Below are 21181 nucleotides of genomic sequence, written 5' to 3' on the forward strand. Positions count from 1 at the left end.
GTGTCAGACATCCAGAGGGGTGTCGCAGGACTCCATGACTGATACTGGACGCGTTATGGAAACCGTCATCCTTGCTGTAGTCATCGCCGTGGTCGTGCTCGGCGCGCTCGGCGGGCTCGTCATCGGCAGCCGACGGAAGAAGTCGCTGCCCCCGCCGCCGCCCGCCGCGCCCGACATCACCGCCCCTCCGGCCGAGCCGCACGTCGGCGACGAGGCCGAGACACCCCGCGACGAACCGCGCCGGACGATAGAGGAGGTGGATCTTCCGGAGGGCTCGGCGCCGGTCGCCGTCGAGGAGCCGCCCGCTCTTGAAATCCCCGAGATCGAGGTTCCCGAGCCGACGGCCGGACGTCTCGTCCGTCTGCGCGCCCGCCTCTCCCGCTCCCAGAACGCTCTCGGCAAGGGGCTGCTCACGCTCCTGTCGCGCGAGCACCTCGACGAGGAGACCTGGGAGGAGATCGAGGACACGCTGCTCACCGCCGACGTCGGCGTGGCTCCCACCCAGGAGCTGGTCGAAGGCCTGCGCGAACGCGTAAAGGTCCTCGGCACCCGCACCCCCGTCGAGCTGCGCGGCCTGCTGCGCGAGGAGCTCCTCAAGCTGGTCGGCACCGACTTCGACCGCACGGTGAAGACCGAGCCCGAGACCAGCAAGCCCGGCATCGTGATGGTCGTCGGGGTCAACGGCACCGGCAAGACCACCACCACCGGCAAGCTCGCCCGCGTCCTGGTGGCCGACGGCCGCACTGTCGTCCTCGGCGCCGCCGACACCTTCCGTGCCGCCGCCGCGGACCAGCTCCAGACCTGGGGCGAGCGGGTCGGCGCCCACACCGTGCGCGGGCCGGAGGGCGGCGACCCCGCCTCCGTGGCCTTCGACGCGGTGAAGGAGGGCAAGGAGATGGGGTCCGACGTCGTCCTCATCGACACCGCCGGGCGCCTGCACACCAAGACCGGCCTCATGGACGAGCTCGGCAAGGTCAAGCGCGTCGTCGAGAAGCACGCCCCGCTGGACGAGATCCTGCTCGTCCTCGACGCCACGACCGGGCAGAACGGCCTCGTCCAGGCCCGCGTCTTCGCCGAGGTCGTCGACATCACCGGCATCGTCCTGACCAAGCTGGACGGTACGGCGAAGGGCGGCATCGTGGTCGCGGTCCAGCGCGAGCTGGGCGTACCGGTCAAGCTGGTGGGTCTCGGCGAGGGCGCCGACGACCTGGCGCCGTTCGAGCCGGAGGCGTTCGTTGACGCCCTTATCGGAGAGTGAGACGCCTACCGACTCTGGTACGCGCACGAAGAAGCGCCCGCCCCCAAGGTGCAGTTGGGAGCGGGCGCTTCGCTGTGTACGTCTATGCGCGCGACCGGTGTGCCACATAAGCCAGCGTCCCCAGCAGCAGCCGTGCCGCCGGCGGCTTCGTGGCCGAATCCAGCGCGGGAGGCCGCAGCCATCGCACCGGGCCCAGGCCGCCCCGGTCGGACGGCGGGGCCGTGATGTACGTACCGAGGCCCAGGCCGCGCAGGTCGAGGGAGGTCGGGTCGTCCCAGCCCATGCGGTAGAGGAGCTCGGGGAGTTCGGCGGCGGCTCCGGGGGCGACCAGGAACTGGGCGCGGCCCTCGGGGGTCGCGGTGACCGGGCCGACGGGGAGGCCCATGCGCTCCAGGCGGACCAGGGCGCGGCGGCCGGCGGGCTCGGCCACCTCGATGACGTCGAACGCCCGGCCGACCACGAGCATGGCGGACGCTCCGGGAAACTCACTCCACGCCTTGGTCACCTCGTCGAGCGTGGCGCCGGCCTGGACCTGGGGTGCGAACTCCAGGGGATGCGCCCCCGGTGCGCTGCAGTCCGCCCGGCCGCAGGAACAGTCGCCCGCCGCGGCCCGGGCTCCGGGGACCACGTCCCAGCCCCAGAGCCCCGTGAACTCGGCGACGGCGGTGCACTCCGAGGAGCGGCCGCGCCGACGCGAGCCGGAGCGGATCTCCCGGATACCGCCGATCGTGAAGCCCATGCCCCCTCCAACGGGTCCGACGCGCCGGTGGTTACGACGCGGATGCGGATCGTGACCCTGTGTGTTCCGGGCGCACCGGCTCCGCTCGGTCCAGGCGGCGCTCCGAAGTGCCCCAGGTGGTGAACTCGGCGGTGCGCGCCCCTGAGTGCTTCGCTCCGCCTACTCCCGGTCGGTCTATGTCAAGTGAATCGCGTAGAGGCCACCGCGAGTTCATTCGAAGGGGTGGCGAATGGTGGCGTTTCCGGGATCGCCATGGCTGGACGCGTGATCGTAGGATTACTTTGAGTGCACGGGTCCTGGGGGCACATGCACTCGTGGGTATGCCGGAGGCAACTCGGCTTTCCGTTCGAAGGGTGAGAACCGCCGGACGAGAAGCCGTATTTACCGGCATTCTGATAGGGCTTGGCGCGCTCAGCGACAAGTGGTCTCAGGGATGGGGGCGTTCCAGTGAGCGGCAACGGCGGAAGCGGGACGACCGCGATCAGCACGGAGAAGCGCCCCAACGAGCTGCTCACCTCCTGGTTCGTGCGCAGCGGCTGGTCGAAGGGCGAACTGGCCCGTCAAGTCAACCGCAGGGCACGCCAGTTGGGCGCCAATCACATCTCCACGGACACCTCCCGGGTGCGCCGCTGGCTGGACGGCGAGAATCCCCGCGAGCCGATCCCCAGGATTCTCTCCGAGCTGTTCTCCGAGCGCTTCGGCTGCGTGGTCTCCGTCGAGGACCTCGGCCTGCGCGCCGCCCGCCAGTCACCGTCCGTGTCCGGCGTCGACCTGCCCTGGACGGGCCCGCAGACGGTGGCCCTGCTCAGCGAGTTCTCGCGCAGCGACCTGATGCTGGCGCGGCGCGGCTTCCTCGGGACCTCGCTGGCCCTGTCCGCGGGCCCGTCCCTCATCGAGCCCATGCAGCGCTGGCTGGTGCCCTCGCCCCAGGCCCCGCAGTCGGAGCCGGAGCCGCCGGCCGCGTCCCGCCGTGTCGGCCGGCTCTCCAAGCCCGAGCTGGACCTCCTGGAGTCCACGACGGTGATGTTCCGGCAGTGGGACGCCCAGTGCGGCGGCGGTCTGCGCCGCAAGGCGGTCGTCGGCCAGCTGCACGAGGTGACGGACCTCCTTCAGGAGCCCCAGCCCGAGGCCACCACCAGGAAGCTGTTCAAGGTCGCCGGTGAGCTGGCGGAGCTGGCGGGCTGGATGTCGTACGACGTCGGGCTCCAGCCGACCGCCCAGAAGTACTTCGTCCTCGCCCTGCACGCCGCCAAGGAGGCGGGCGACAAGCCGCTCGGCTCGTACATCCTCTCCAGCATGAGCCGCCAGATGATCCACCTCGGCCGGCCCGACGACGCGCTGGAACTGATCCACCTCGCGCAGTACGGCAGCCGGGACTGCGCGAGCCCCCGCACCCAGTCGATGCTGTATGCGATGGAGGCCCGCGCCTACGCCAACATGGGGCAGCCCGGCAAGTGCAAGCGGGCCGTCCGGATGGCCGAGGACACCTTCGCGGATGTGGACGACTGGGACGACCCGGATCCCGACTGGATCCGTTTCTTCTCCGAGGCCGAGTTGCACGGGGAGAACTCCCACTCCTACCGCGACCTCGCCTACGTCGCGGGCCGCAGCCCCACCTACGCGTCCCTGGCCGAGCCCGTGATGCAGCAGGCCGTCGAGCTCTTCTCCCAGGACACCGAGCACCAGCGCTCGTATGCACTGAACCTGATCGGCATGGCCACGGTGCACCTGCTGCAGCGTGAGCCCGAGCGGAGCACGGTGCTGGCCGAGCAGGCCATGCGCATCGCCAAGAAGGTCCGCTCCGAGCGCGTGAACACTCGTATCCGAAAGACGGTCGACACGGCCGTACGCGATTTCGGAGACCTCGCCGAGGTCGTGGACCTCACCGAGAAGCTCGCCGTCGAGCTTCCGGAGACCGCCGAGGCGGTCTGAATCCCTTGGCCCCGGCCGCGGCCGGCCCTCCCGAACTGCCCGACTCGGCTCCCCCATGCCAGGTCATCGGAAGGCCGCCCGCGGCCGGATCCTTTCCCTCAGGGAAGGTTGCGCCACGATAACGATCGATGCAGCTGACATCCGGCAGTTCATCGACGCGTAACACACAGGGCGCCTTCGTCACGCCGGCGAAACAACGAGGGGCTTCCAACGAAACCGCGCTGCGCCAATCTCATGGCGCATAACCGGCCCACCCCTCATGACCGCTTCAGGCTTCGCCCGCACGGGGCCGTACCAACGACGAGGAGACGCCGATGGCACCAGCCATCACGCTTGCCGCGGAGGCACCCAAGCTGTCTGCCGCCAACACAGGCTTCATGCTCATCTGTTCCGCCCTGGTGCTGATCATGACCCCGGGCCTCGCCTTCTTCTACGGAGGCATGGTCCGCGTCAAGAGCACTCTCAACATGCTGATGATGAGCTTCATCAGCATCGGCATTGTCACCATTCTCTGGGTGCTCTACGGCTTCTCCCTCGCCTTCGGTACGAACAACAGCCTCATCGGCTGGAACTCCGACTGGTTCGGCCTCAGCAACATCGGGCTGACGGAGCTCTGGGACGGTTACACCATCCCGATCTTCGTCTTCATGATCTTCCAGATGATGTTCGCCATCATCACGCCGGCCCTGATAAGCGGTGCCCTCGCGGACCGCGTCAAGTTCTCGGCCTGGGCGCTCTTCGTCGCCCTGTGGCTCACGGTCGTGTACGTCCCGGTCGCCCACTGGGTGTGGGGCGCCGACGGCTGGGCCTTCAAGCTCGGTGTGATCGACTTCGCCGGTGGTACCGCGGTCCACATCAACGCCGGTGCCGGCGCCCTCGGCGTCATCCTGGTCATCGGCAAGCGCGTCGGCTTCAAGAAGGACCCGATGCGCCCGCACAGCCTCCCGCTGGTCATGCTCGGCGCCGGTCTGCTGTGGTTCGGCTGGTTCGGCTTCAACGCCGGCTCGTGGCTCGGCAACGACGACGGCGTCGGCGCGCTGATGTTCGTCAACACCCAGGTCGCCACCGCCGCCGCCATGCTGGCCTGGCTCGCCTACGAGAAGATCCGCCACGGCGCGTTCACCACGCTGGGCGCCGCCTCCGGTGCGGTCGCCGGTCTGGTCGCGATCACCCCGTCCGGTGGCGCGGTCTCCCCGCTCGGCGCGATCGCCGTCGGCGCCATCGCCGGTGTCGCCTGCGCCGCGGCCGTGGGTCTGAAGTACAAGTTCGGCTACGACGACTCCCTCGACGTCGTCGGCGTCCACATGGTCGGCGGCATCATCGGCTCCCTGCTCATCGGCTTCTTCGCCACCGGCAAGGGCCAGTCGACCGCGACGGGCGTCTTCTACGGCGACCACTCCTTCACCCAGCTGTGGAAGCAGTTCGCCGGTGTCGGCGCGGTCCTCGCCTACTCCCTGATTGCCTCCGCGGTCCTCGCCTTCCTCCTCGACAAGACCATCGGAATGCGGGTCACCGAGGACGAGGAGGTCTCCGGCATCGACCAGGCGGAGCACGCCGAGACCGCATACGACTTCAGCGGCACGGGCGGCGGCCACATCGGAGGTGCCGCCACGGCCCTCGCCGCGACGGAGACGAAGAAGGTGGACGCATGAAGCTCATCACCGCCGTCGTGAAGCCCCACCGGCTCGACGAGATCAAGGAGGCCCTCCAGGCCTTCGGGGTCCACGGCCTGACGGTCACCGAGGCGAGCGGCTACGGTCGTCAGCGGGGCCACACCGAGGTCTACCGCGGTGCCGAGTACACCGTCGACCTGGTCCCCAAGATCCGTATAGAGGTGCTGGCCGAGGACGACGACGCCGAGCAGCTGATCGACGTCATCGTCAAGGCGGCCCGAACCGGCAAGATCGGTGACGGCAAGGTCTGGTCCATCCCGGTCGAGACGGCCGTACGGGTCCGGACCGGCGAGCGCGGCCCGGACGCGCTCTAAAAGAAGAAGTAAGGACAGGAGTCGCTGGGTGTCGAGTACGGACGTGCGCAAGGAAGCAGATGACTCGGGACCCAGCGGCTACGCGGCGGCCCGGCTGCGTCTCCTCACCGAGGGGGCGCAGTCCGGGCCGCCGCGCCGTACCGCCCTGTCCGAGCTGACGGACGACTGGCTGACGGGCCTGTTTGCCGCGGGTGCCGAAGGGCTGCGCGGGGCCTCCCTGGTCGCCGTCGGCGGCTACGGCCGCGGTGAGCTCTCCCCACGCAGCGACCTGGACCTGCTCCTCCTGCACGACGGCAGCGACGCCAAGGCGGTCGCCGCCCTGGCCGACCGCATCTGGTACCCCGTCTGGGACCTCGGCCTCTCCCTCGACCACTCGGTCCGCACCCCCGCCGAGGCCCGCAAGACGGCCGGGGAAGATTTGAAAGTCCAACTCGGTCTCCTGGACGCCCGCCACATCGCCGGCGACCTGGGCCTGACGGCCGGTCTGCGGACGGCCGTCCTCGCCGACTGGCGCAACCAGGCGCCGAAACGTCTCCCCGAACTCCAGGAGCTGTGCACCGAGCGCGCCGAACGCCAGGGTGAGCTGCAGTACCTGCTGGAGCCGGACCTGAAGGAAGCCCGCGGCGGGCTGCGGGACGCCACCGCCCTGCGTGCCGTCGCCGCCTCCTGGCTGGCCGACGCCCCGCGCGAGGGCCTCGACGACGCCCGGCGCCGGCTGCTCGACGTACGCGACGCACTGCACCTGACGACGGGGCGTGCGACCGACCGGCTCGCTCTCCAGGAGCAGGACCAGGTCGCCGCCGAACTCGGCCTGCTGGACGCCGACACGCTGCTGCGGCAGGTGTACGAGGCGGCGCGGGTCATCTCGTACGCCAGTGATGTCACGTGGCGTGAAGTGGGGCGTGTCCTCAGGTCGCGGGCCGTGCGGCCGCGGCTGCGCGCCATGCTCGGCGGCGCGAAGCCGGTCGCCGACCGTTCTCCGCTGGCCGAGGGCGTGGTCGAGCAGGACGGCGAGGTGGTGCTCGCCCGTGCCGCGCGCCCCGAGCGCGACCCCGTACTGCCGCTGCGCGCCGCGGCCGCCGCCGCCCAGGCCGGCCTCCCGCTCTCCCTGCACGCCGTACGGCGCTTGGCGGCGACCGTACGCCCCCTGCCCACGCCCTGGCCCGCCGAGGCGCGCGAACAGCTGGTCACCCTGCTCGGCTCCGGGCACCCCACCATCGACGTCTGGGAGGCACTGGAGGCGGAAGGCCTGATCACGCGGCTCCTTCCGGACTGGGAGCGGGTGCGCTGCCGCCCGCAGCGCAATGCCGTGCACATCTGGACCGTCGACCGGCATCTGATCGAGACGGCGGTACGGGCCTCCGAGTTCACCCGTCGCGTCCACCGCCCCGACCTCCTCCTGGTCGCCGCGCTGCTGCACGACATCGGCAAGGGCTGGCCCGGCGACCACTCCGTGGCGGGCGAGATCATCGCCAAGGACGTGGCCGCGCGTATCGGCTTCGACCGCGACGACGTGGCGGTGCTCTCCACCCTCGTACGCCACCATCTGCTGCTGGTGGAGACCGCCACCCGCCGCGATCTGGAGGACCCGGCCACGGTCCGTTCGGTCGCCGAGGCGGTCGGTTCGCAGGGCACGCTGGAGCTGCTGCACGCGCTGACCGAGGCGGACGCCCTGGCCACCGGCCCGGCCGCCTGGTCGTCCTGGCGCGGCTCGCTCGTCGCCGACCTGGTGAAGCGGGTCGCGGCCGTCCTCGCCGGGGACGTGCCCGACGAGCCCGAGGCCGCCGCGCCCACCGCCGAGCAGGAGCGGCTCGCCATCGAGGCGGTCGCCACGGGCAGCCCGGTGCTGTCCCTGCGCGCACAGACCGAGCCGCCGACGGAGGACCAGCCGTCCGGCGACCCCGAACCGCTCGGCGTCGAGCTGCTCATCGCCGTACCGGACCAGGCGGGCGTGCTGCCGGCCGTGGCCGGGGTGCTCGCCATGCACCGGCTGACCGTCCGCACCGCCGAGCTGCGGGCCCTGGACCTGCCGGACGGCGTCGAGGGCTCGGTCCTGCTGCTGGACTGGCGGGTCGCCGCCGAGTACGGCTCACTGCCCCAGGCGGCCCGGCTGCGCGCGGATCTCGTACGGGCGCTGGACGGTTCCCTGGACATCACGGGACGCCTCGCCGAGCGCGACGCCGCCTATCCGCGCCGCCGGGGCGTCGTGGCACCGCCACCGAGGGTGACGGTCGCCGCTGCCGCGTCCCGGCTGGCCACGGTGATCGAGGTGCGCGCGCAGGACGCCCCGGGCCTGCTGCACCGGATCGGGCGGGCGCTGGACGACGCGAAGGTGCGGGTGCGCAGCATGCACGTGTCGACGCTGGGCGCCAACGCGGTCGATGCTTTCTACGTCACGAGTGACGGGAGCGCTCCGCTCCCGGCCGAGGAAGCGGCCTCTGTGGCGCGGAAGCTCGAGGAGACCTTGCGAGGGTGACCTCGGGGCGTGTCCAGTGCCTGATCCCCGCCGACACGGGATTCCGTCACCGTCCGCTGTATGCAGCGGGCGGGGACGATTGTCTTGCGCGGCCGGATACCCTGGAAGACGCTCACACTGACACCGACCCCGAGGACCGACGCCGCCGTGTTCGATACTCTCTCCGATCGCCTCTCAGCGACTTTCAAGAACCTGCGCGGCAAGGGACGGCTCTCCGAGGCGGACATCGACGCCACCGCGCGCGAGATCCGCATCGCGCTCCTCGAAGCGGACGTGGCGCTGCCCGTCGTGCGGACGTTCATCAAGAACGTCAAGGAGCGTGCCCTCGGCGCCGAGGTCTCCAGGGCGCTGAACCCCGCCCAGCAGGTCCTCAAGATCGTCAACGACGAGCTTGTCACGATTCTCGGCGGCGAGACCCGGCGCCTGCGCTTCGCCAAGCAGCCGCCCACCGTGATCATGCTGGCGGGTCTGCAGGGTGCCGGTAAGACCACCCTCGCCGGCAAGCTCGGCTGGTGGCTGAAGGAGCAGGGCCACTCGCCGCTGCTGGTCGCCGCCGACCTCCAGCGCCCGAACGCCGTGAACCAGCTGAGCGTCGTCGCCGAGCGCGCGGGCGTGGCCGTCTTCGCACCCGAGCCGGGCAACGGCGTCGGCGACCCGGTCAAGGTCGCCAAGGACTCCATCGAGTTCGCGAAGGCCAAGGTCCACGACATCGTGATCGTGGACACCGCCGGCCGCCTGGGCATCGACCAGGACATGATGCAGCAGGCCGCGGACATCCGGGACGCGGTCAGCCCGGACGAGATCCTCTTCGTCGTCGACGCGATGATCGGCCAGGACGCCGTCAACACGGCCGAGGCCTTCCGCGACGGCGTCGGCTTCGACGGCGTGGTGCTCTCCAAGCTCGACGGTGACGCCCGCGGTGGTGCGGCCCTGTCGATCCGCCAGATCACCGGCAAGCCGATCATGTTCGCGTCGAACGGCGAGAAGCTCGACGACTTCGACGCATTCCACCCTGACCGGATGGCCTCCCGCATCCTCGACATGGGTGACCTGCTCACCCTGATCGAGCAGGCGGAGAAGACGTTCAGCCAGGAAGAGGCCGAGAAGATGGCCTCCAAGCTGGCGTCCAAGAAGGGCCAGGACTTCACCCTGGACGACTTCCTGGCCCAGATGGAGCAGGTCCGGAAGATGGGCAGCATCAGCAAGCTGCTCGGCATGCTCCCGGGCATGGGCCAGATCAAGGACCAGATCAACAACCTGGACGAGCGGGACGTCGACCGCACGGCCGCGATCATCAAGTCGATGACCCCGGCCGAGCGCGCCGACGCCACGATCATCAACGGCTCGCGTCGCGCCCGTATCGCCAAGGGTTCCGGCGTCGAGGTCAGCGCGGTGAAGAACCTGGTCGAGCGGTTCTTCGAGGCCCGCAAGATGATGTCCCGCATGGCCCAGGGCGGCGGCATGCCGGGGATGCCCGGGATGCCGGGCATGGGTGGCGGTCCCGGTCGCTCCAAGAAGCAGCCGAAGAAGGCCAAGGGCAAGCAGCGCTCGGGCAACCCGATGAAGCGCAAGCAGCAGGAGCAGGAGGAGGCCGCACGCAGGGCCGCCGGGGCTCAGGGCGGCGCCTTCGGTGTGCCGGGCCAGCAGGCGCCTCAGGACTTCGAGCTCCCGGACGAGTTCAAGAAGTTCATGGGCTGACGTTTCGTCGCCTACGTCACTGAGGGCGCCCCTCGCCGAAGGGCGCCCTCAGCGCGTGCCAAGGTCAGATATCTGCCGTAACGTCCAGATATGAGCGATGCCGCGCCACCACGCAAGGCCCCTGACCAGCCGTGGCGCACCGAGGGCACGCCGGACGAGCCGCCCCGGCGGCCCGGTGGCCGACGGATCCGCGGCCGCTGGTGGAGTCTGCTCCTCACCGCGGTAATCGTGTTCCTGCTGGCCTATGTGGGCCTGACGTACCTCAGCCCGGGGGCCGAGCCGACGATCTCGTACACCGAGTTCAGCAAACAGGTCGACGACGGCAACGTCTCCAAGATCTACTCCAAGGGCGACGCGATCCAGGGGCAGCTCAAGAACGCCCGGGACAACCCCGAGGGCGGTGGCGAGTACACGAAGTTCAAGACGCAGCGCCCGGCCTTCGCGGACGACGCCCTCTGGCAGAAGCTGAGCCGTCACGACGTCACGGTGACCGCGCGGCCGGTCGTGCAACAGCGCAGCCTGCTGTCCAACGTGCTGATCTCCCTGGTGCCGATCGTGATCCTCGTCGCGGCGTGGATCCTCGTTGCCCGGAGGACGGGCGCGGGCGGCGGTGCGGGGCGCATGCTCGGCCGCCGGGCGCCGCCCAAGCCGGTCGAGCTCCGGCCCGGGACCCAGCGCACGACGTTCGCCGACGTGGCCGGCATCGACGAGGTCCAGGGCGAGCTGGACGACGTCGTCGACTTCCTGGAGCACCCCGAGGCCTACCGCAGCATGGGCGCGAAAATGCCCCGCGGCGTGCTGCTCGCCGGGTCGCCCGGCACCGGCAAGACCCTGCTGGCGCGTGCGGTGGCGGGTGAGGCGGGGGTGCCGTTCTTCTCCGCCTCCGCGTCCGAGTTCATCGAGATGATCGTCGGCGTCGGTGCCTCCCGTGTCCGGGAACTGTTCGCGGAGGCCCGCAAGATGGCGCCGTCGATCATCTTCATCGACGAGATCGACACCATCGGACGGGTGCGCAGCGGCGGCGCGTCGGTGAGCGGTCACGACGAACGCGAGCAGACGCTCAACCAGATTCTCACGGAGATGGACGGTTTCTCCGGCTCGGAGGGCGTGGTCGTCATCGCGGCGACGAACCGCGCCGACATCCTGGACCCGGCGCTGACCCGGCCCGGCCGCTTCGACCGGGTGGTCAACGTCTCCCCGCCGGACCGCGGCGGGCGTGAGGCGATCCTGCGCATCCACACCCGTGAGATCCCGCTCGCCGAGGACGTGGATCTGGCCCGGCTCGCCCGCACGACGCCGGGCATGACAGGTGCGGATCTGGCCAATCTCGCCAACGAGGCAGCCCTGCTCGCGGTCAAGCGCAAGCAGGATCAGGTGACCGCCTCCGACCTGTCCGAAGCATTGGAGAAGGTGCAACTGGGCGCCGAGCGCACACTCGTCATGCCCGAGGAGGATCGCCGCCGCACCGCCTTCCACGAGAGCGGGCACGCCCTCCTCGGCATGCTGCAACCAGGCGCCGACCCCGTCCGCAAGATCACCATCGTGCCGCGCGGCCGGGCCCTCGGCGTGACGATGTCGACGCCCGAGGTGGAACGGTACGCGCACTCGGAGGGGTACCTGCGCGGACGCATCATCGGTGCCCTGGGTGGCATGGCGGCCGAGGAAGTGGTCTACGGAGTCGTCACCACGGGCGCGGAGAGCGACCTCGAGACGGTGACCAACATCTCGCGCGGGATGGTGGCCCGCTGGGGCATGAGTGAGCGCGTCGGTCGGCTGTCGGCCCTGCCGAGCGACGCCCAGCAGGCGTACGGGCTCGCCGCCGCCCCGCACACCCTCGACGTCATCGACCACGAGATGCGCCGCATCGTCGACGAGTGCTACGAGGAGGCCTGCCGCAAACTCCGCGACCACCGGTCCCAACTGGACGCCCTTGCAGAGGCGTTGCTGGAGCGCGAGACCCTGGAGGAGGCGGACGCGTACCGGATCGCCGGGATCACGCGGCTGACGAAGGGCGACGGCGCCTGAACGGCACCTAGGGCGTACGGGCGATCAGGTACCGGAACACGTTCGGCATCCACACCGTCCCGTCCCGGCGCAGATAAGGATGCAGGGCCTCCGCCAGTTCCTTGTCCACCTGCGACTGGTCCGTCGCCGAGATCGCCGCGTCGAACAGGCCCGTCGACAGCAGCCCCCGTACCGCGTTGTCCATGTCGGCGTACCCGAACGGGCAGGCGACCCGCCCGGAGCCGTCGGGCTTCAGGCCCGCCCGCTGGGCGACCTCCTCCAGGTCGTCGCGAAGGGCGGGGCGCCAGCTGCCCGTGCTGCGCAGCGGATCCGCCAGCCTGGTGGCCACCCGCAGCACGGACGACGTGGTGCAACGTTCCGGCGGACCCCAGCCGGCGAGCACCACGGGCGCCCCGTGCCCGGCGAGCGGTGTCGCTGCCTGCAACAGCCCGCCGAGCCCCTCCGAGTCGCCCGCCAGACACCCGATCGGCTCGAAAGCCGTCACCAGGGTGAACGCGGGCGTCTCCGCGTCGCCCGCGGCCGCGATGTCGCGGGGCGAGCCGGCGACGATGCGGGTGTCCGTACGCGCGCGTGCGCCCCACGCGTCCGGGAGCAGCCGCTCCCGCGCGAGAGCCAGCCGTTCGGGGGAGGAGTGGTCGACACCGGTGACCGCCGCGCCTCTGGAGGCCGCCAGCAGAAGGGCCAGCCCGCTGCCGCAGCCCAGGCCCAACAGCCTTGTGCCGGGGCCCACTTCCATTCGCTCGTAGACGGCCTCGTAGAGCGGCACCAGCATCCGCTCCTGGATCTCGGACCAGTCACGCGCGCGTGCACACAGGTCCACACGGGGCACCTCGCCCGCATGGGACGGGTGCTGCCGCACGAGCGTAGGTGTCATGTAAAGCGCCCCAATCCGCCGAGAGTTGCCGCTGTACCCGATTCCATGGCCCCCGTGACGTGCGCTCGCACTCCCCCCGTATGCCAGATAACTCCGCACTCGACCGCTCGTCCAGGGGTCGTGGGGCCCGGCTTGCGGGTTGCCTGGGCAGGCAAAAAGAATTCACATCCCGGCAACGTGGGCCCCTACCATCGCGCCCATGGCAAAGGCTCCCGTTCTCACCCCGCGCGCGGACGATTTCCCGCGCTGGTACCAGGATCTGATCACCAAGGCCGAGCTGGCCGACAACGGCCCGGTGCGCGGCACCATGGTGATCCGACCGTACGGGTACGGGCTGTGGGAGCGGATGCAGGCCGAGATGGACGCCCGGATCAAGGAGACGGGCACGCAGAACGCGTACTTCCCGCTGCTGATCCCGCAGTCGTACTTCGCCAGGGAGGCCGACCATGTCGAGGGCTTCGCCCCCGAACTGGCCGTGGTCACCCATGGCGGCGGCAAGGAACTGGAGGAGCCCGCGGTCGTCCGTCCCACCTCCGAGATGATCATCAACGACTACTTCTCGAAGTGGGTGCAGAGCTACCGCGACCTGCCCCTGCTGATCAACCAGTGGGCGAACGTGGTCCGTTGGGAGCTGCGGCCCCGTCTCTTCCTCCGTACGACCGAATTCCTGTGGCAGGAGGGCCACACCGCGCACGCCACGTACGAGGAGGCGCGCGACTTCGCCGCACACATCCAGCAGCACGTCTACGGGGACTTCCTGACCAACGTCCTCGCCATGGACTTCGTCTCCGGCCGCAAGACGGTCAAGGAGCGCTTCGCCGGTGCCGTCAACACCCTCACGCTCGAAAGCATGATGGGCGACGGCAAGGCCCTCCAGATGGTCACCAGCCACGAGCTGGGCCAGAACTTCGCCAAGGCCTTCAACACCCGGTACCTGTCCAGGGAAGGCAAGCAGGAGCTCGTCTGGCAGACCTCCTGGGGCTCGACCACCCGCATGATCGGCGCCCTGGTGATGACTCACGGAGATGACAACGGCCTCAGGGTCCCGCCGCGGCTGGCGCAGATCCAGGTCGTCGTCCTCGCGATCAAGGGCGACGAGGCGGTTTTGGCCAAGGTCCGCGAGATCGGCGACCGGCTGAAGGCGGCGGGCCTCCGCGTCCACGTCGACGACCGCACCGACACCCCCTTCGGGCGCCGCGCCGTCGACTGGGAGCTGAAGGGCGTGCCCGTACGCATCGAGGTGGGGCCCCGTGACCTGGAGAACGGCACGGCGATGCTGGCCCGCCGCATCCCCGGCGGCAAGGAGCCGATGCCGCTCGACTCCCTCGCACGACTCCTCCCCGCGATCCTCGAGGAGGACCAGGCGCTCCTCCTCGCCCAGTCCCGCGAGCGCCGCGAGTCCCGTACGTCCGACGTGTCGACGATCGACAAAGCCGTCGAGGCGGCCGGCGCCGGCGGCTGGGCGCGCATCCCCTGGGCGGACCTCGGTGAAGAAGGCGAGGCCAGACTGGCCGAGCACGCGGTGACCGTACGGTGTCTGGTCGCCGCCGACGGGTCGGTGCCCGACGCCGACGACGCGCCCGGTAACGTCGCGGTCGTCGCGCGCGCTTACTGATACAGGGCCGTTCCGCCGCCAGAGCGACCGAAACGCCCCTTGCGCACCTGCGGATCACAGCCGCACCGGGCCGTGGACATCGTCTACGTGCCCGGTCGTAGGTCGGACTACGTACCACCTTGGGACGAGCTGTGAGGTTTCTCCGCAGATCAGCGCACAAGCCCTCGTCAGGGCGCATCAGCGGCAACTGACGGGTACGTGCAAATTATTTGGGATGGCCCGGAATAGGAACACATTCGAGCTCCCGCTCGTTGTCATTACGTGAGCACGACACAGACACCACCTGTTCTCGCCGCAGAGCTGGCAGAGGCGTGGGCCGACATTCAGCGGTACCACCCCGAGCTGCCGGACCTTGCCGCGCCAGAGTCCCTGATCGGAGAGTCGTCGTCCGCCTGCGGTCACGAGCTCTCCTTCGAGCGACTGCTCCATGAGGCAGTCCATGGCATCGCCGCCGCCCGCGGCGTGCGCGACACGTCCCGCGCCGGCCGGTACCACAACCGCAGATTCCTCGCGATCGCCGAGGAGCTGGGCCTGGACCACCCCGAGGAACCGCACCCCAGCAGCGGCTTCTCGCTGGTCACGCTCAACCCCGAGGCAAAGCGCCGCTACCGCCCGACGATCGAGCGGCTCCAGCGCGCCCTGAAGGCCCACACGGCAGCCACCTCCGCCGACACCCCGAAGAGCTTCCGCGGCCCGGCGGCCCGGCACGGCTCGTCCGGGGGCGGGGTGCGCGTCAAGGCGGTGTGCGACTGCGGCCGTAACGTACGGGTCGTCCCGTCGGTGCTGGCGCAGGCGCCTATCGTCTGTGGGGGGTGCGGGAAGCCGTTCCGGATCCCGGAGGTCGTCGGCGCGGCATGAGGATGCGGCTGCTCGTGGCAGCCGCACCCCGAAGCCGTAGCGGGCGTGCGCAGTCTGTGGGCACCTGGAGTGTCGGGTGCCCCTCAGGCATGCCCTGCCACGCCCGGTCGGAAGCGACCCGCCGGGTGTGGCACAATGGCTAGCTGTACTCGACAGCCGCACAGGACCCCTCTCTCCTCCGGCTGACGCGTCCATCGGGCACTCGGGTACCGCAACCCCACGCGGCTCTCTCGCCGTGCCCAACCACGTCAAAACCAGGAGAACCCACTCCCGTGGCAGTCAAGATCAAGCTGAAGCGTCTGGGCAAGATCCGTTCGCCTCACTACCGCATCGTCGTCGCCGACTCCCGCACTCGCCGTGATGGCCGTGCGATCGAGGAGATCGGTCTGTACCACCCGGTGCAGAACCCCTCGCGCATCGAGGTCGACACGGACCGCGCGCAGTACTGGCTGAGTGTTGGCGCCCAGCCGACCGAGCCCGTCCTCGCCATCCTGAAGCTGACCGGCGACTGGCAGAAGTTCAAGGGCCTGCCCGCCCCGGCTCCGCTGCTCGTGGCCGAGCCGAAGGCCGCTCGCCCGGTGTTCGACGCCCTTGGCGGCGACGACGAGGGCAAGGGTGAGGCCATCACCCAGAAGAAGAAGGCTGAGAAGAAGGACGAGGCTGCGGCCGAGTCCGCGTCGACCGAGGCCTGAGCATGCTCGAGGAGGCTCTCGAGCACCTCGTGAAGGGCATCGTCGACAACCCTGACGATGTGCAGGTCGCCTCGCGCAACCTGCGCCGCGGGCGTGTGCTCGAGGTCCGGGTCCACCCCGACGACCTCGGCAAGGTGATCGGCCGCAACGGCCGCACCGCGCGCGCTCTGCGTACCGTCGTGGGCGCCATCGGCGGCCGCGGTGTCCGCGTCGACCTCGTCGACGTGGACCACGTCCGCTGACGCCAAACGCAACACCGGCTCGGGCCGGGGAGGGCCACTGGGCCGTCCCCGGCCCGCAGTCGTATGACAGGAGATCTAGAGAAGTGCAGCTGGTAGTCGCTCGCATCGGCCGTGCCCACGGCATCAAGGGCGAGGTCACCGTCGAGGTCCGCACCGACGAGCCGGAGCTGAGGCTCGGGCCCGGCGCCGTACTGCTGACGGATCCCGCTTCCACGGGCCCGCTCACCATCGAGACCGGCCGCGTCCACAGCGGCCGCCTCCTTCTGCGCTTCGAGGGCGTGAAGGACCGCAACGCCGCCGAGGCCCTGCGCAACACCCTCCTGATCGCCGAGGTGGACCCGGAGGTGCTCCCCGAGGAGGAGGACGAGTACTACGACCACCAGCTGATGGACCTCGACGTGGTCACCAAGGACGGCGTGGAGGTCGGCCGGATCACCGAGATCTCGCACCTGCCCTCGCAGGACCTGTTCATCGTGGAGCGCCCCGACGGCAGCGAGGTCCTCATCCCCTTCGTCGAGGAGATCGTCACGGAGATCGACCTGGAGGAGCAGCGGGCGGTCATCGACCCGCCGCCCGGGCTGATCGACGACCGGGCCGAGATCGCCTCCACGCGGGAAGAGTCGTAAGAGATGCGCCTGGACGTCGTCACGATCTTCCCCGAGTACCTGGAGCCCCTGAACGTCTCCCTCGTCGGCAAGGCACGCGCGCGTGGACAGCTGAACGTCCATGTGCACGACCTGCGCGCGTGGACGTACGACCGGCACAACACGGTCGACGACACCCCGTACGGCGGCGGCCCCGGCATGGTCATGAAGACCGACCCCTGGGGCGACGCCCTGGACTCCGCCCTCGCCGACGGCTACGAGACGGGCTCCCACGCGCCCGTGCTGATCGTCCCCACCCCCAGCGGCCGCCCCTTCACCCAGGAGCTCGCCGTAGAACTCTCCGAGCGCCCCTGGCTGATCTTCACGCCCGCGCGCTACGAGGGCATCGACCGCCGAGTGATCGACGAGTACGCCACCCGGATGCCCGTCTACGAGGTGTCCATCGGCGACTACGTCCTGGCCGGCGGTGAGGCGGCCGTCCTGGTCGTCACGGAGGCCGTGGCCCGCCTGCTGCCCGGCGTCCTCGGCAACGCCGAGTCCCACCGCGACGACTCCTTCGCACCCGGCACCATGGCCAACCTCCTTGAAGGCCCCGTCTACACCAAGCCCCCGGAGTGGCGCGGCCGCGGCATCCCCGACGTGCTGCTCAGCGGCCACCACGGCAAGATCGCCCGCTGGCGCCGCGACGAGGCCCTCCGGCGTACGACGGCCAACCGGCCCGACCTCATCGAGCGTTGCGACCCCAAGGCCTTCGACAAGAAGGACCGCGAGATGCTCTCCATCCTGGGCTGGGCCCCGGATCCGGAGGGGGAGCCGTACGGCCGATTTTGGCGCAGGCCAGAGGGCGTGGAAGAATAGACCGCTGTTGTGCGTCGTCCGGCGTGCGCCCCTGCCACAGGGGGACACGACGCCCGCCCCGACACGGACAGCAACCTTCTGGAACACCTAGCTCCCGTTGATGACCTGTGGCATCAGCGAAGAAAGCAGACGAAATGTCTCACCTGCTCGACTCCGTCGACAGCGCGTCGCTGCGCAGCGACGTCCCGGCCTTCCGCCCGGGTGACACCGTCAACGTCCACGTCCGCGTCATCGAGGGCAACCGCTCCCGTGTGCAGCAGTTCAAGGGCGTTGTGATCCGCCGCCAGGGCGCCGGTGTCCGCGAGACCTTCACGGTCCGCAAGGTCTCCTTCTCCGTCGGCGTCGAGCGCACCTTCCCGGTGCACACCCCGATCGTCGAGAAGATCGAGCTCGTCACCCGCGGTGACGTGCGTCGCGCCAAGCTGTACTACCTGCGCGAGCTGCGCGGTAAGGCCGCGAAGATCAAGGAGAAGCGCGACAGCTGAGCTCGCGCAGCCTGCGGTGAGCCGTAGGCGAACGAGCCAAAAGGCTGGCGTCTCAGCGAGGCCGGATAGCATCTGGCCTCGATGGACACCGAAGCACAGCCGACGGAGCGCGACCGCTCCTCCCGCCCTGAACCAGTGGCTGCGGAGGGACGGTCGCGTTTCGCGTTGGTGTCGCGGATCACGGACTGGCTGCCCGGCGGATGGATCTCCGTGACCATGCTGCTCAGCCTGGTGTTTTTGCTGATCCTCAACGCTTTCGTGGCGCAACCCTTCCAGATTCCCAGCGGATCCATGGAAAACGGATTGAGGATCGGGGACCGGGTTCTCGTAAATAAGTTGGCGTACCGTTTCGGTGCCGAGCCGCGCCGTGGCGATGTTGTGGTGTTCGACGGAACTGGGTATTTCGGGAACGCGGACTACATCAAGCGCGTCGTGGGAGTAGGTGGGGACCGAGTGGTCTGCTGCGACAAGGAGGGGAGGATCGAGGTGAACGGCCGGTCGGTCGACGAGTCGTCGTTCCTGCACCCCGGGGACAGCCCGTCGACGGTGTCCTTCCACGTCGTGGTGCCCGACGGCACCCTCTTCGTCCTCGGTGACCACCGCAGCGATTCCAGCGACTCCCGCGACCATCTCGGTTCGCCCGGGGGCGGCATGGTCCCGGTGTCCGACGTCATCGGCCGCGCCGACTGGATCGTCTGGCCCGCCGGCCACTGGATCCGTATCGGGCGTCCGAGCGCCTACGCGCGTGTACCCGCCGCCGGCGGTGCGCATGGGTAACCGCGGCAAACCGCGTGGGGCCACCTCCGGCAGCACCTTCGGCAACGAGAACCTGCTGCCCACCGGCTCCCGCCGCGCCTCGGCCCCGGCCGCCGCGGGCGGCGGCCGCACCCGCGCCGAGCGGCGCAAGCTGCAGCGCAAGGTCAAACGAAAGCGCAGACGCGGCGCGGTCAAGGAGATACCCCTCCTGGTCGGTGTCGCGGTCCTCATAGCCCTGGTCCTGAAGACGTTCCTCGTCCAGGCGTTCGTGATCCCGTCCGGCTCGATGGAGCAGACGATCCGGATCGGCGACCGCGTCCTGGTCGACAAGTTCACCCCCTGGTTCGGCTCGAAGCCCAAGCGCGGGGACGTCGTCGTCTTCAAGGACCCGGGCGGCTGGCTCGCGGACGAGCAGACCACGACCAAGAAGAACGACCCCGTTGTCGTCAAGCAGGTCAAGGAGGGGCTCACCTTCATCGGCCTGCTGCCGTCCGACAACGAGAAGGACCTCATCAAGCGGGTCATCGGGGTCGGCGGCGACCACGTCAAGTGCTGTGACGCACAGGGGCGGGTGACCGTCAACGGCGTTCCCCTGACCGAGGGCGGCTATCTGTATCCCGGAAACGCCCCCTCCACACAGGAGTTCGACATCACCGTCCCCAAGGGGCGGTTGTGGGTGATGGGCGATCACCGTGGCAACTCCGCGGACTCCCGCGCCCACCAGAACACCGCCTACGGCGGCACGGTCTCCGAGGACTCCGTGGTGGGGCGGGCGATGGTCATCGCCTGGCCCTTCGGCCACTGGACCTCCTTGAAAGAACCTAAAACTTTCTCCTCCGTTTCCAACTCCGTGTCGGGGACGACCGCGTCCCCGCAGCTGTCGCATAGGGTTGCTCCTGACTATTTCACCGGAACGGTCCAGCTCCCGAGCCCTGCGGAACTCCCGCTCGTTATGGGAGTGGTGGGCCTGCACCGCGTCTGGGGCAGGCAGCGGCACAGAGTAAGGAGTTGGCGTGGGGGATGTGGCGGTTGGCGCACGGTCCGGACACGACGGCGAGGAGCACCGCGGACAGCCCGTCCAAGGAGTCTCCGCAGCCGTCCCGGCCGCGGACAGCGCCGTGACCTCCGGGAGTGACTCCGGGGCGACCGATGACGGCACGGTGCCGGGCGAGCGGAACCGGACCGAGGAACAGGGTGCGAGCGGGACACCCCCCAAGTCCAAGAAGCAGCGCTCCTTCTGGAAGGAGCTGCCCATCCTGATCGGTATCGCACTCGTGCTTGCGCTGCTGATCAAGACGTTCCTGGTGCAGGCGTTCTCGATCCCGTCGGACTCGATGCAGAACACCCTTCAGCAGGGCGACCGGGTCCTGGTCGACAAGCTCACCCCCTGGTTCGGCTCGAAGCCGGAGCGCGGCGAGGTCGTCGTCTTCCACGACCCGGACAACTGGCTGGCGGGCGAGCCCACGGCCAATCCGAACGCGCTGCAGAAGGCCCTCAGCTGGATCGGCCTGATGCCGTCCGCCGAGGAGAAGGACCTCATCAAGCGCGTCATCGGCGTCGGCGGTGACACCGTCTCCTGCAAGGGCTCCGGCCCGCTCAGGGTCAACGGCAAGGCGCTCAACGACGCGTCGTTCGTGTACGCCGGCAACACGCCGTGCAGCGTCGACGACCAGGGCGGCCAGTTCTCGGTGAAGGTCCCCAAGGGCTACATCTGGGTCATGGGCGACCACCGCCAGAACTCGCGCGACTCGCGCTACAACCAGAGCGACAAGCACAACGGCATGGTTCCGGTGAGCAAGGTCGTCGGACGCGCCATCGTCATCGCCTGGCCGATCACCCGCTGGGACACCCTCCCGATCCCGGACACCTTCGACCAGCCGGGCCTGAGCGACCAGTCCTCGGCGTCCGCCGCCCTGCCGGCCGCCCCGAACGCGCTCGCCCTGGCCGGTGTGGTGCCGGTGGCCCTGTGGCGTCGTAGGCGGATCGAGGCCGCGAAGACCCGCTGAGGCCGCCCCCCGAACCCTGACTCTCCCGGAGTATCGGCCGCCCTCGTGAAACCCTCGTGGAGCTTGTGACCTTGG

Annotated in this window: 19 protein-coding genes; 17 read left to right on the plus strand and 2 right to left on the minus strand. The window is 69.7% G+C overall.

The genetic code is table 11. From position 1 onward, the window contains the following. Nucleotides 1–55: 55 nt before the first annotated feature. Nucleotides 56–1258 (plus strand): signal recognition particle-docking protein FtsY, encoded by a 1203-nt coding sequence (gene ftsY / locus ACFY10_RS26680; protein WP_390667726.1) that lies wholly within the window; start codon nucleotides 56–58, stop codon nucleotides 1256–1258. An 82-nt stretch (nucleotides 1259–1340) separates the two neighbouring features. On the opposite strand, the gene ACFY10_RS26685 is transcribed toward ftsY, so the two are convergent. Next, nucleotides 1341–1997 (minus strand): bifunctional DNA primase/polymerase, encoded by a 657-nt coding sequence (locus ACFY10_RS26685; protein ID WP_390667727.1) that lies wholly within the window; start codon nucleotides 1995–1997, stop codon nucleotides 1341–1343. 447 nt (nucleotides 1998–2444) lie between these two features. Here ACFY10_RS26685 and ACFY10_RS26690 point away from each other — a divergent pair, with 447 nt between their 5' ends. From ACFY10_RS26690 to ftsH, 6 genes are all read left to right on the plus strand, one after another. Further along, entirely contained in the window at nucleotides 2445–3929 is a 1485-nt protein-coding gene (locus ACFY10_RS26690; protein WP_390667728.1) for a hypothetical protein, read from the plus strand. Between the two features lie 314 nt (nucleotides 3930–4243). Continuing rightward, the gene (locus tag ACFY10_RS26695) at nucleotides 4244–5581 is read left to right on the plus strand and encodes an ammonium transporter (RefSeq protein WP_390667729.1); all 1338 of its coding nucleotides are present in this window, start codon (nucleotides 4244–4246) and stop codon (nucleotides 5579–5581) included. After that, the gene (locus ACFY10_RS26700; RefSeq protein WP_009308760.1) at nucleotides 5578–5916 is read left to right on the plus strand and encodes a P-II family nitrogen regulator; all 339 of its coding nucleotides are present in this window, start codon (nucleotides 5578–5580) and stop codon (nucleotides 5914–5916) included. The genes ACFY10_RS26695 and ACFY10_RS26700 overlap by 4 nt, the downstream gene beginning before the upstream one ends. 28 nt (nucleotides 5917–5944) lie before the next feature. Then, on the plus strand, nucleotides 5945–8392 hold the full coding sequence (locus tag ACFY10_RS26705) for a [protein-PII] uridylyltransferase (RefSeq protein WP_390667730.1): 2448 nt from the start codon (nucleotides 5945–5947) through the stop codon (nucleotides 8390–8392). 147 nt (nucleotides 8393–8539) lie between these two features. Next, nucleotides 8540–10090 (plus strand): signal recognition particle protein, encoded by a 1551-nt coding sequence (gene ffh, locus ACFY10_RS26710; protein ID WP_390667731.1) that lies wholly within the window; start codon nucleotides 8540–8542, stop codon nucleotides 10088–10090. 90 nt (nucleotides 10091–10180) lie between these two features. Then, the gene (gene ftsH / locus ACFY10_RS26715; protein ID WP_390667732.1) at nucleotides 10181–12115 is read left to right on the plus strand and encodes an ATP-dependent zinc metalloprotease FtsH; all 1935 of its coding nucleotides are present in this window, start codon (nucleotides 10181–10183) and stop codon (nucleotides 12113–12115) included. A gap of 7 nt (nucleotides 12116–12122) precedes the next feature. On the opposite strand, the gene ACFY10_RS26720 is transcribed toward ftsH, so the two are convergent. Further along, complete coding sequence (locus ACFY10_RS26720) at nucleotides 12123–12989, minus strand: SAM-dependent methyltransferase (RefSeq protein ID WP_390667733.1); 867 nt, start codon at nucleotides 12987–12989, stop codon at nucleotides 12123–12125. 199 nt (nucleotides 12990–13188) lie between these two features. On the opposite strand from ACFY10_RS26720, the gene proS reads away from it, so the two are divergent. The 10 genes from proS (at nucleotide 13189) to lepB (ACFY10_RS26770) (ending at nucleotide 21106) form a co-directional block, all read left to right on the plus strand. Further along, on the plus strand, nucleotides 13189–14604 hold the full coding sequence (gene proS, locus ACFY10_RS26725) for a proline--tRNA ligase (RefSeq protein WP_390667734.1): 1416 nt from the start codon (nucleotides 13189–13191) through the stop codon (nucleotides 14602–14604). Nucleotides 14605–14865: 261 nt separating this feature from the next. Continuing rightward, on the plus strand, nucleotides 14866–15462 hold the full coding sequence (locus ACFY10_RS26730) for a hypothetical protein (protein WP_030943152.1): 597 nt from the start codon (nucleotides 14866–14868) through the stop codon (nucleotides 15460–15462). A gap of 272 nt (nucleotides 15463–15734) precedes the next feature. Beyond that, a complete protein-coding gene (rpsP, locus tag ACFY10_RS26735; protein ID WP_390667735.1) occupies nucleotides 15735–16154 on the plus strand; it encodes a 30S ribosomal protein S16 in 420 nt (139 codons plus the stop codon). A 2-nt stretch (nucleotides 16155–16156) separates the two neighbouring features. Next, the gene (locus ACFY10_RS26740; RefSeq protein WP_003973401.1) at nucleotides 16157–16396 is read left to right on the plus strand and encodes an RNA-binding protein; all 240 of its coding nucleotides are present in this window, start codon (nucleotides 16157–16159) and stop codon (nucleotides 16394–16396) included. Between the two features lie 83 nt (nucleotides 16397–16479). Further along, nucleotides 16480–17022 carry a ribosome maturation factor RimM gene (gene rimM, locus ACFY10_RS26745; RefSeq protein WP_390667736.1) on the plus strand — a complete coding sequence of 181 codons (543 nt, stop codon included), beginning with the start codon at nucleotides 16480–16482 and terminating at the stop codon, nucleotides 17020–17022. A 3-nt stretch (nucleotides 17023–17025) separates the two neighbouring features. Continuing rightward, the gene (gene trmD, locus ACFY10_RS26750) at nucleotides 17026–17859 is read left to right on the plus strand and encodes a tRNA (guanosine(37)-N1)-methyltransferase TrmD (protein ID WP_390667737.1); all 834 of its coding nucleotides are present in this window, start codon (nucleotides 17026–17028) and stop codon (nucleotides 17857–17859) included. A gap of 134 nt (nucleotides 17860–17993) precedes the next feature. Beyond that, nucleotides 17994–18344 carry a 50S ribosomal protein L19 gene (gene rplS, locus ACFY10_RS26755; protein WP_030866123.1) on the plus strand — a complete coding sequence of 117 codons (351 nt, stop codon included), beginning with the start codon at nucleotides 17994–17996 and terminating at the stop codon, nucleotides 18342–18344. Between the two features lie 81 nt (nucleotides 18345–18425). Beyond that, entirely contained in the window at nucleotides 18426–19121 is a 696-nt protein-coding gene (lepB, locus tag ACFY10_RS26760; RefSeq protein ID WP_390667738.1) for a signal peptidase I, read from the plus strand. Next, nucleotides 19114–20235, plus strand: coding sequence for a signal peptidase I (gene lepB / locus ACFY10_RS26765; RefSeq protein ID WP_390667739.1), 1122 nt, complete (start codon nucleotides 19114–19116; stop codon nucleotides 20233–20235). The genes lepB (ACFY10_RS26760) and lepB (ACFY10_RS26765) overlap by 8 nt, the downstream gene beginning before the upstream one ends. Further along, nucleotides 20123–21106: a signal peptidase I gene (gene lepB / locus ACFY10_RS26770; protein ID WP_390667740.1), complete on the plus strand. Its 984-nt coding sequence runs from the start codon at nucleotides 20123–20125 to the stop codon at nucleotides 21104–21106. Before lepB (ACFY10_RS26765) ends, lepB (ACFY10_RS26770) begins: the two co-directional genes overlap by 113 nt. The last annotated feature ends 75 nt before the right edge of the window (nucleotides 21107–21181 follow it).

It is taken from the genome of Streptomyces sp. NPDC001401, assembly GCF_042895385.1.
Lineage (GTDB): Bacteria > Actinomycetota > Actinomycetes > Streptomycetales > Streptomycetaceae > Streptomyces.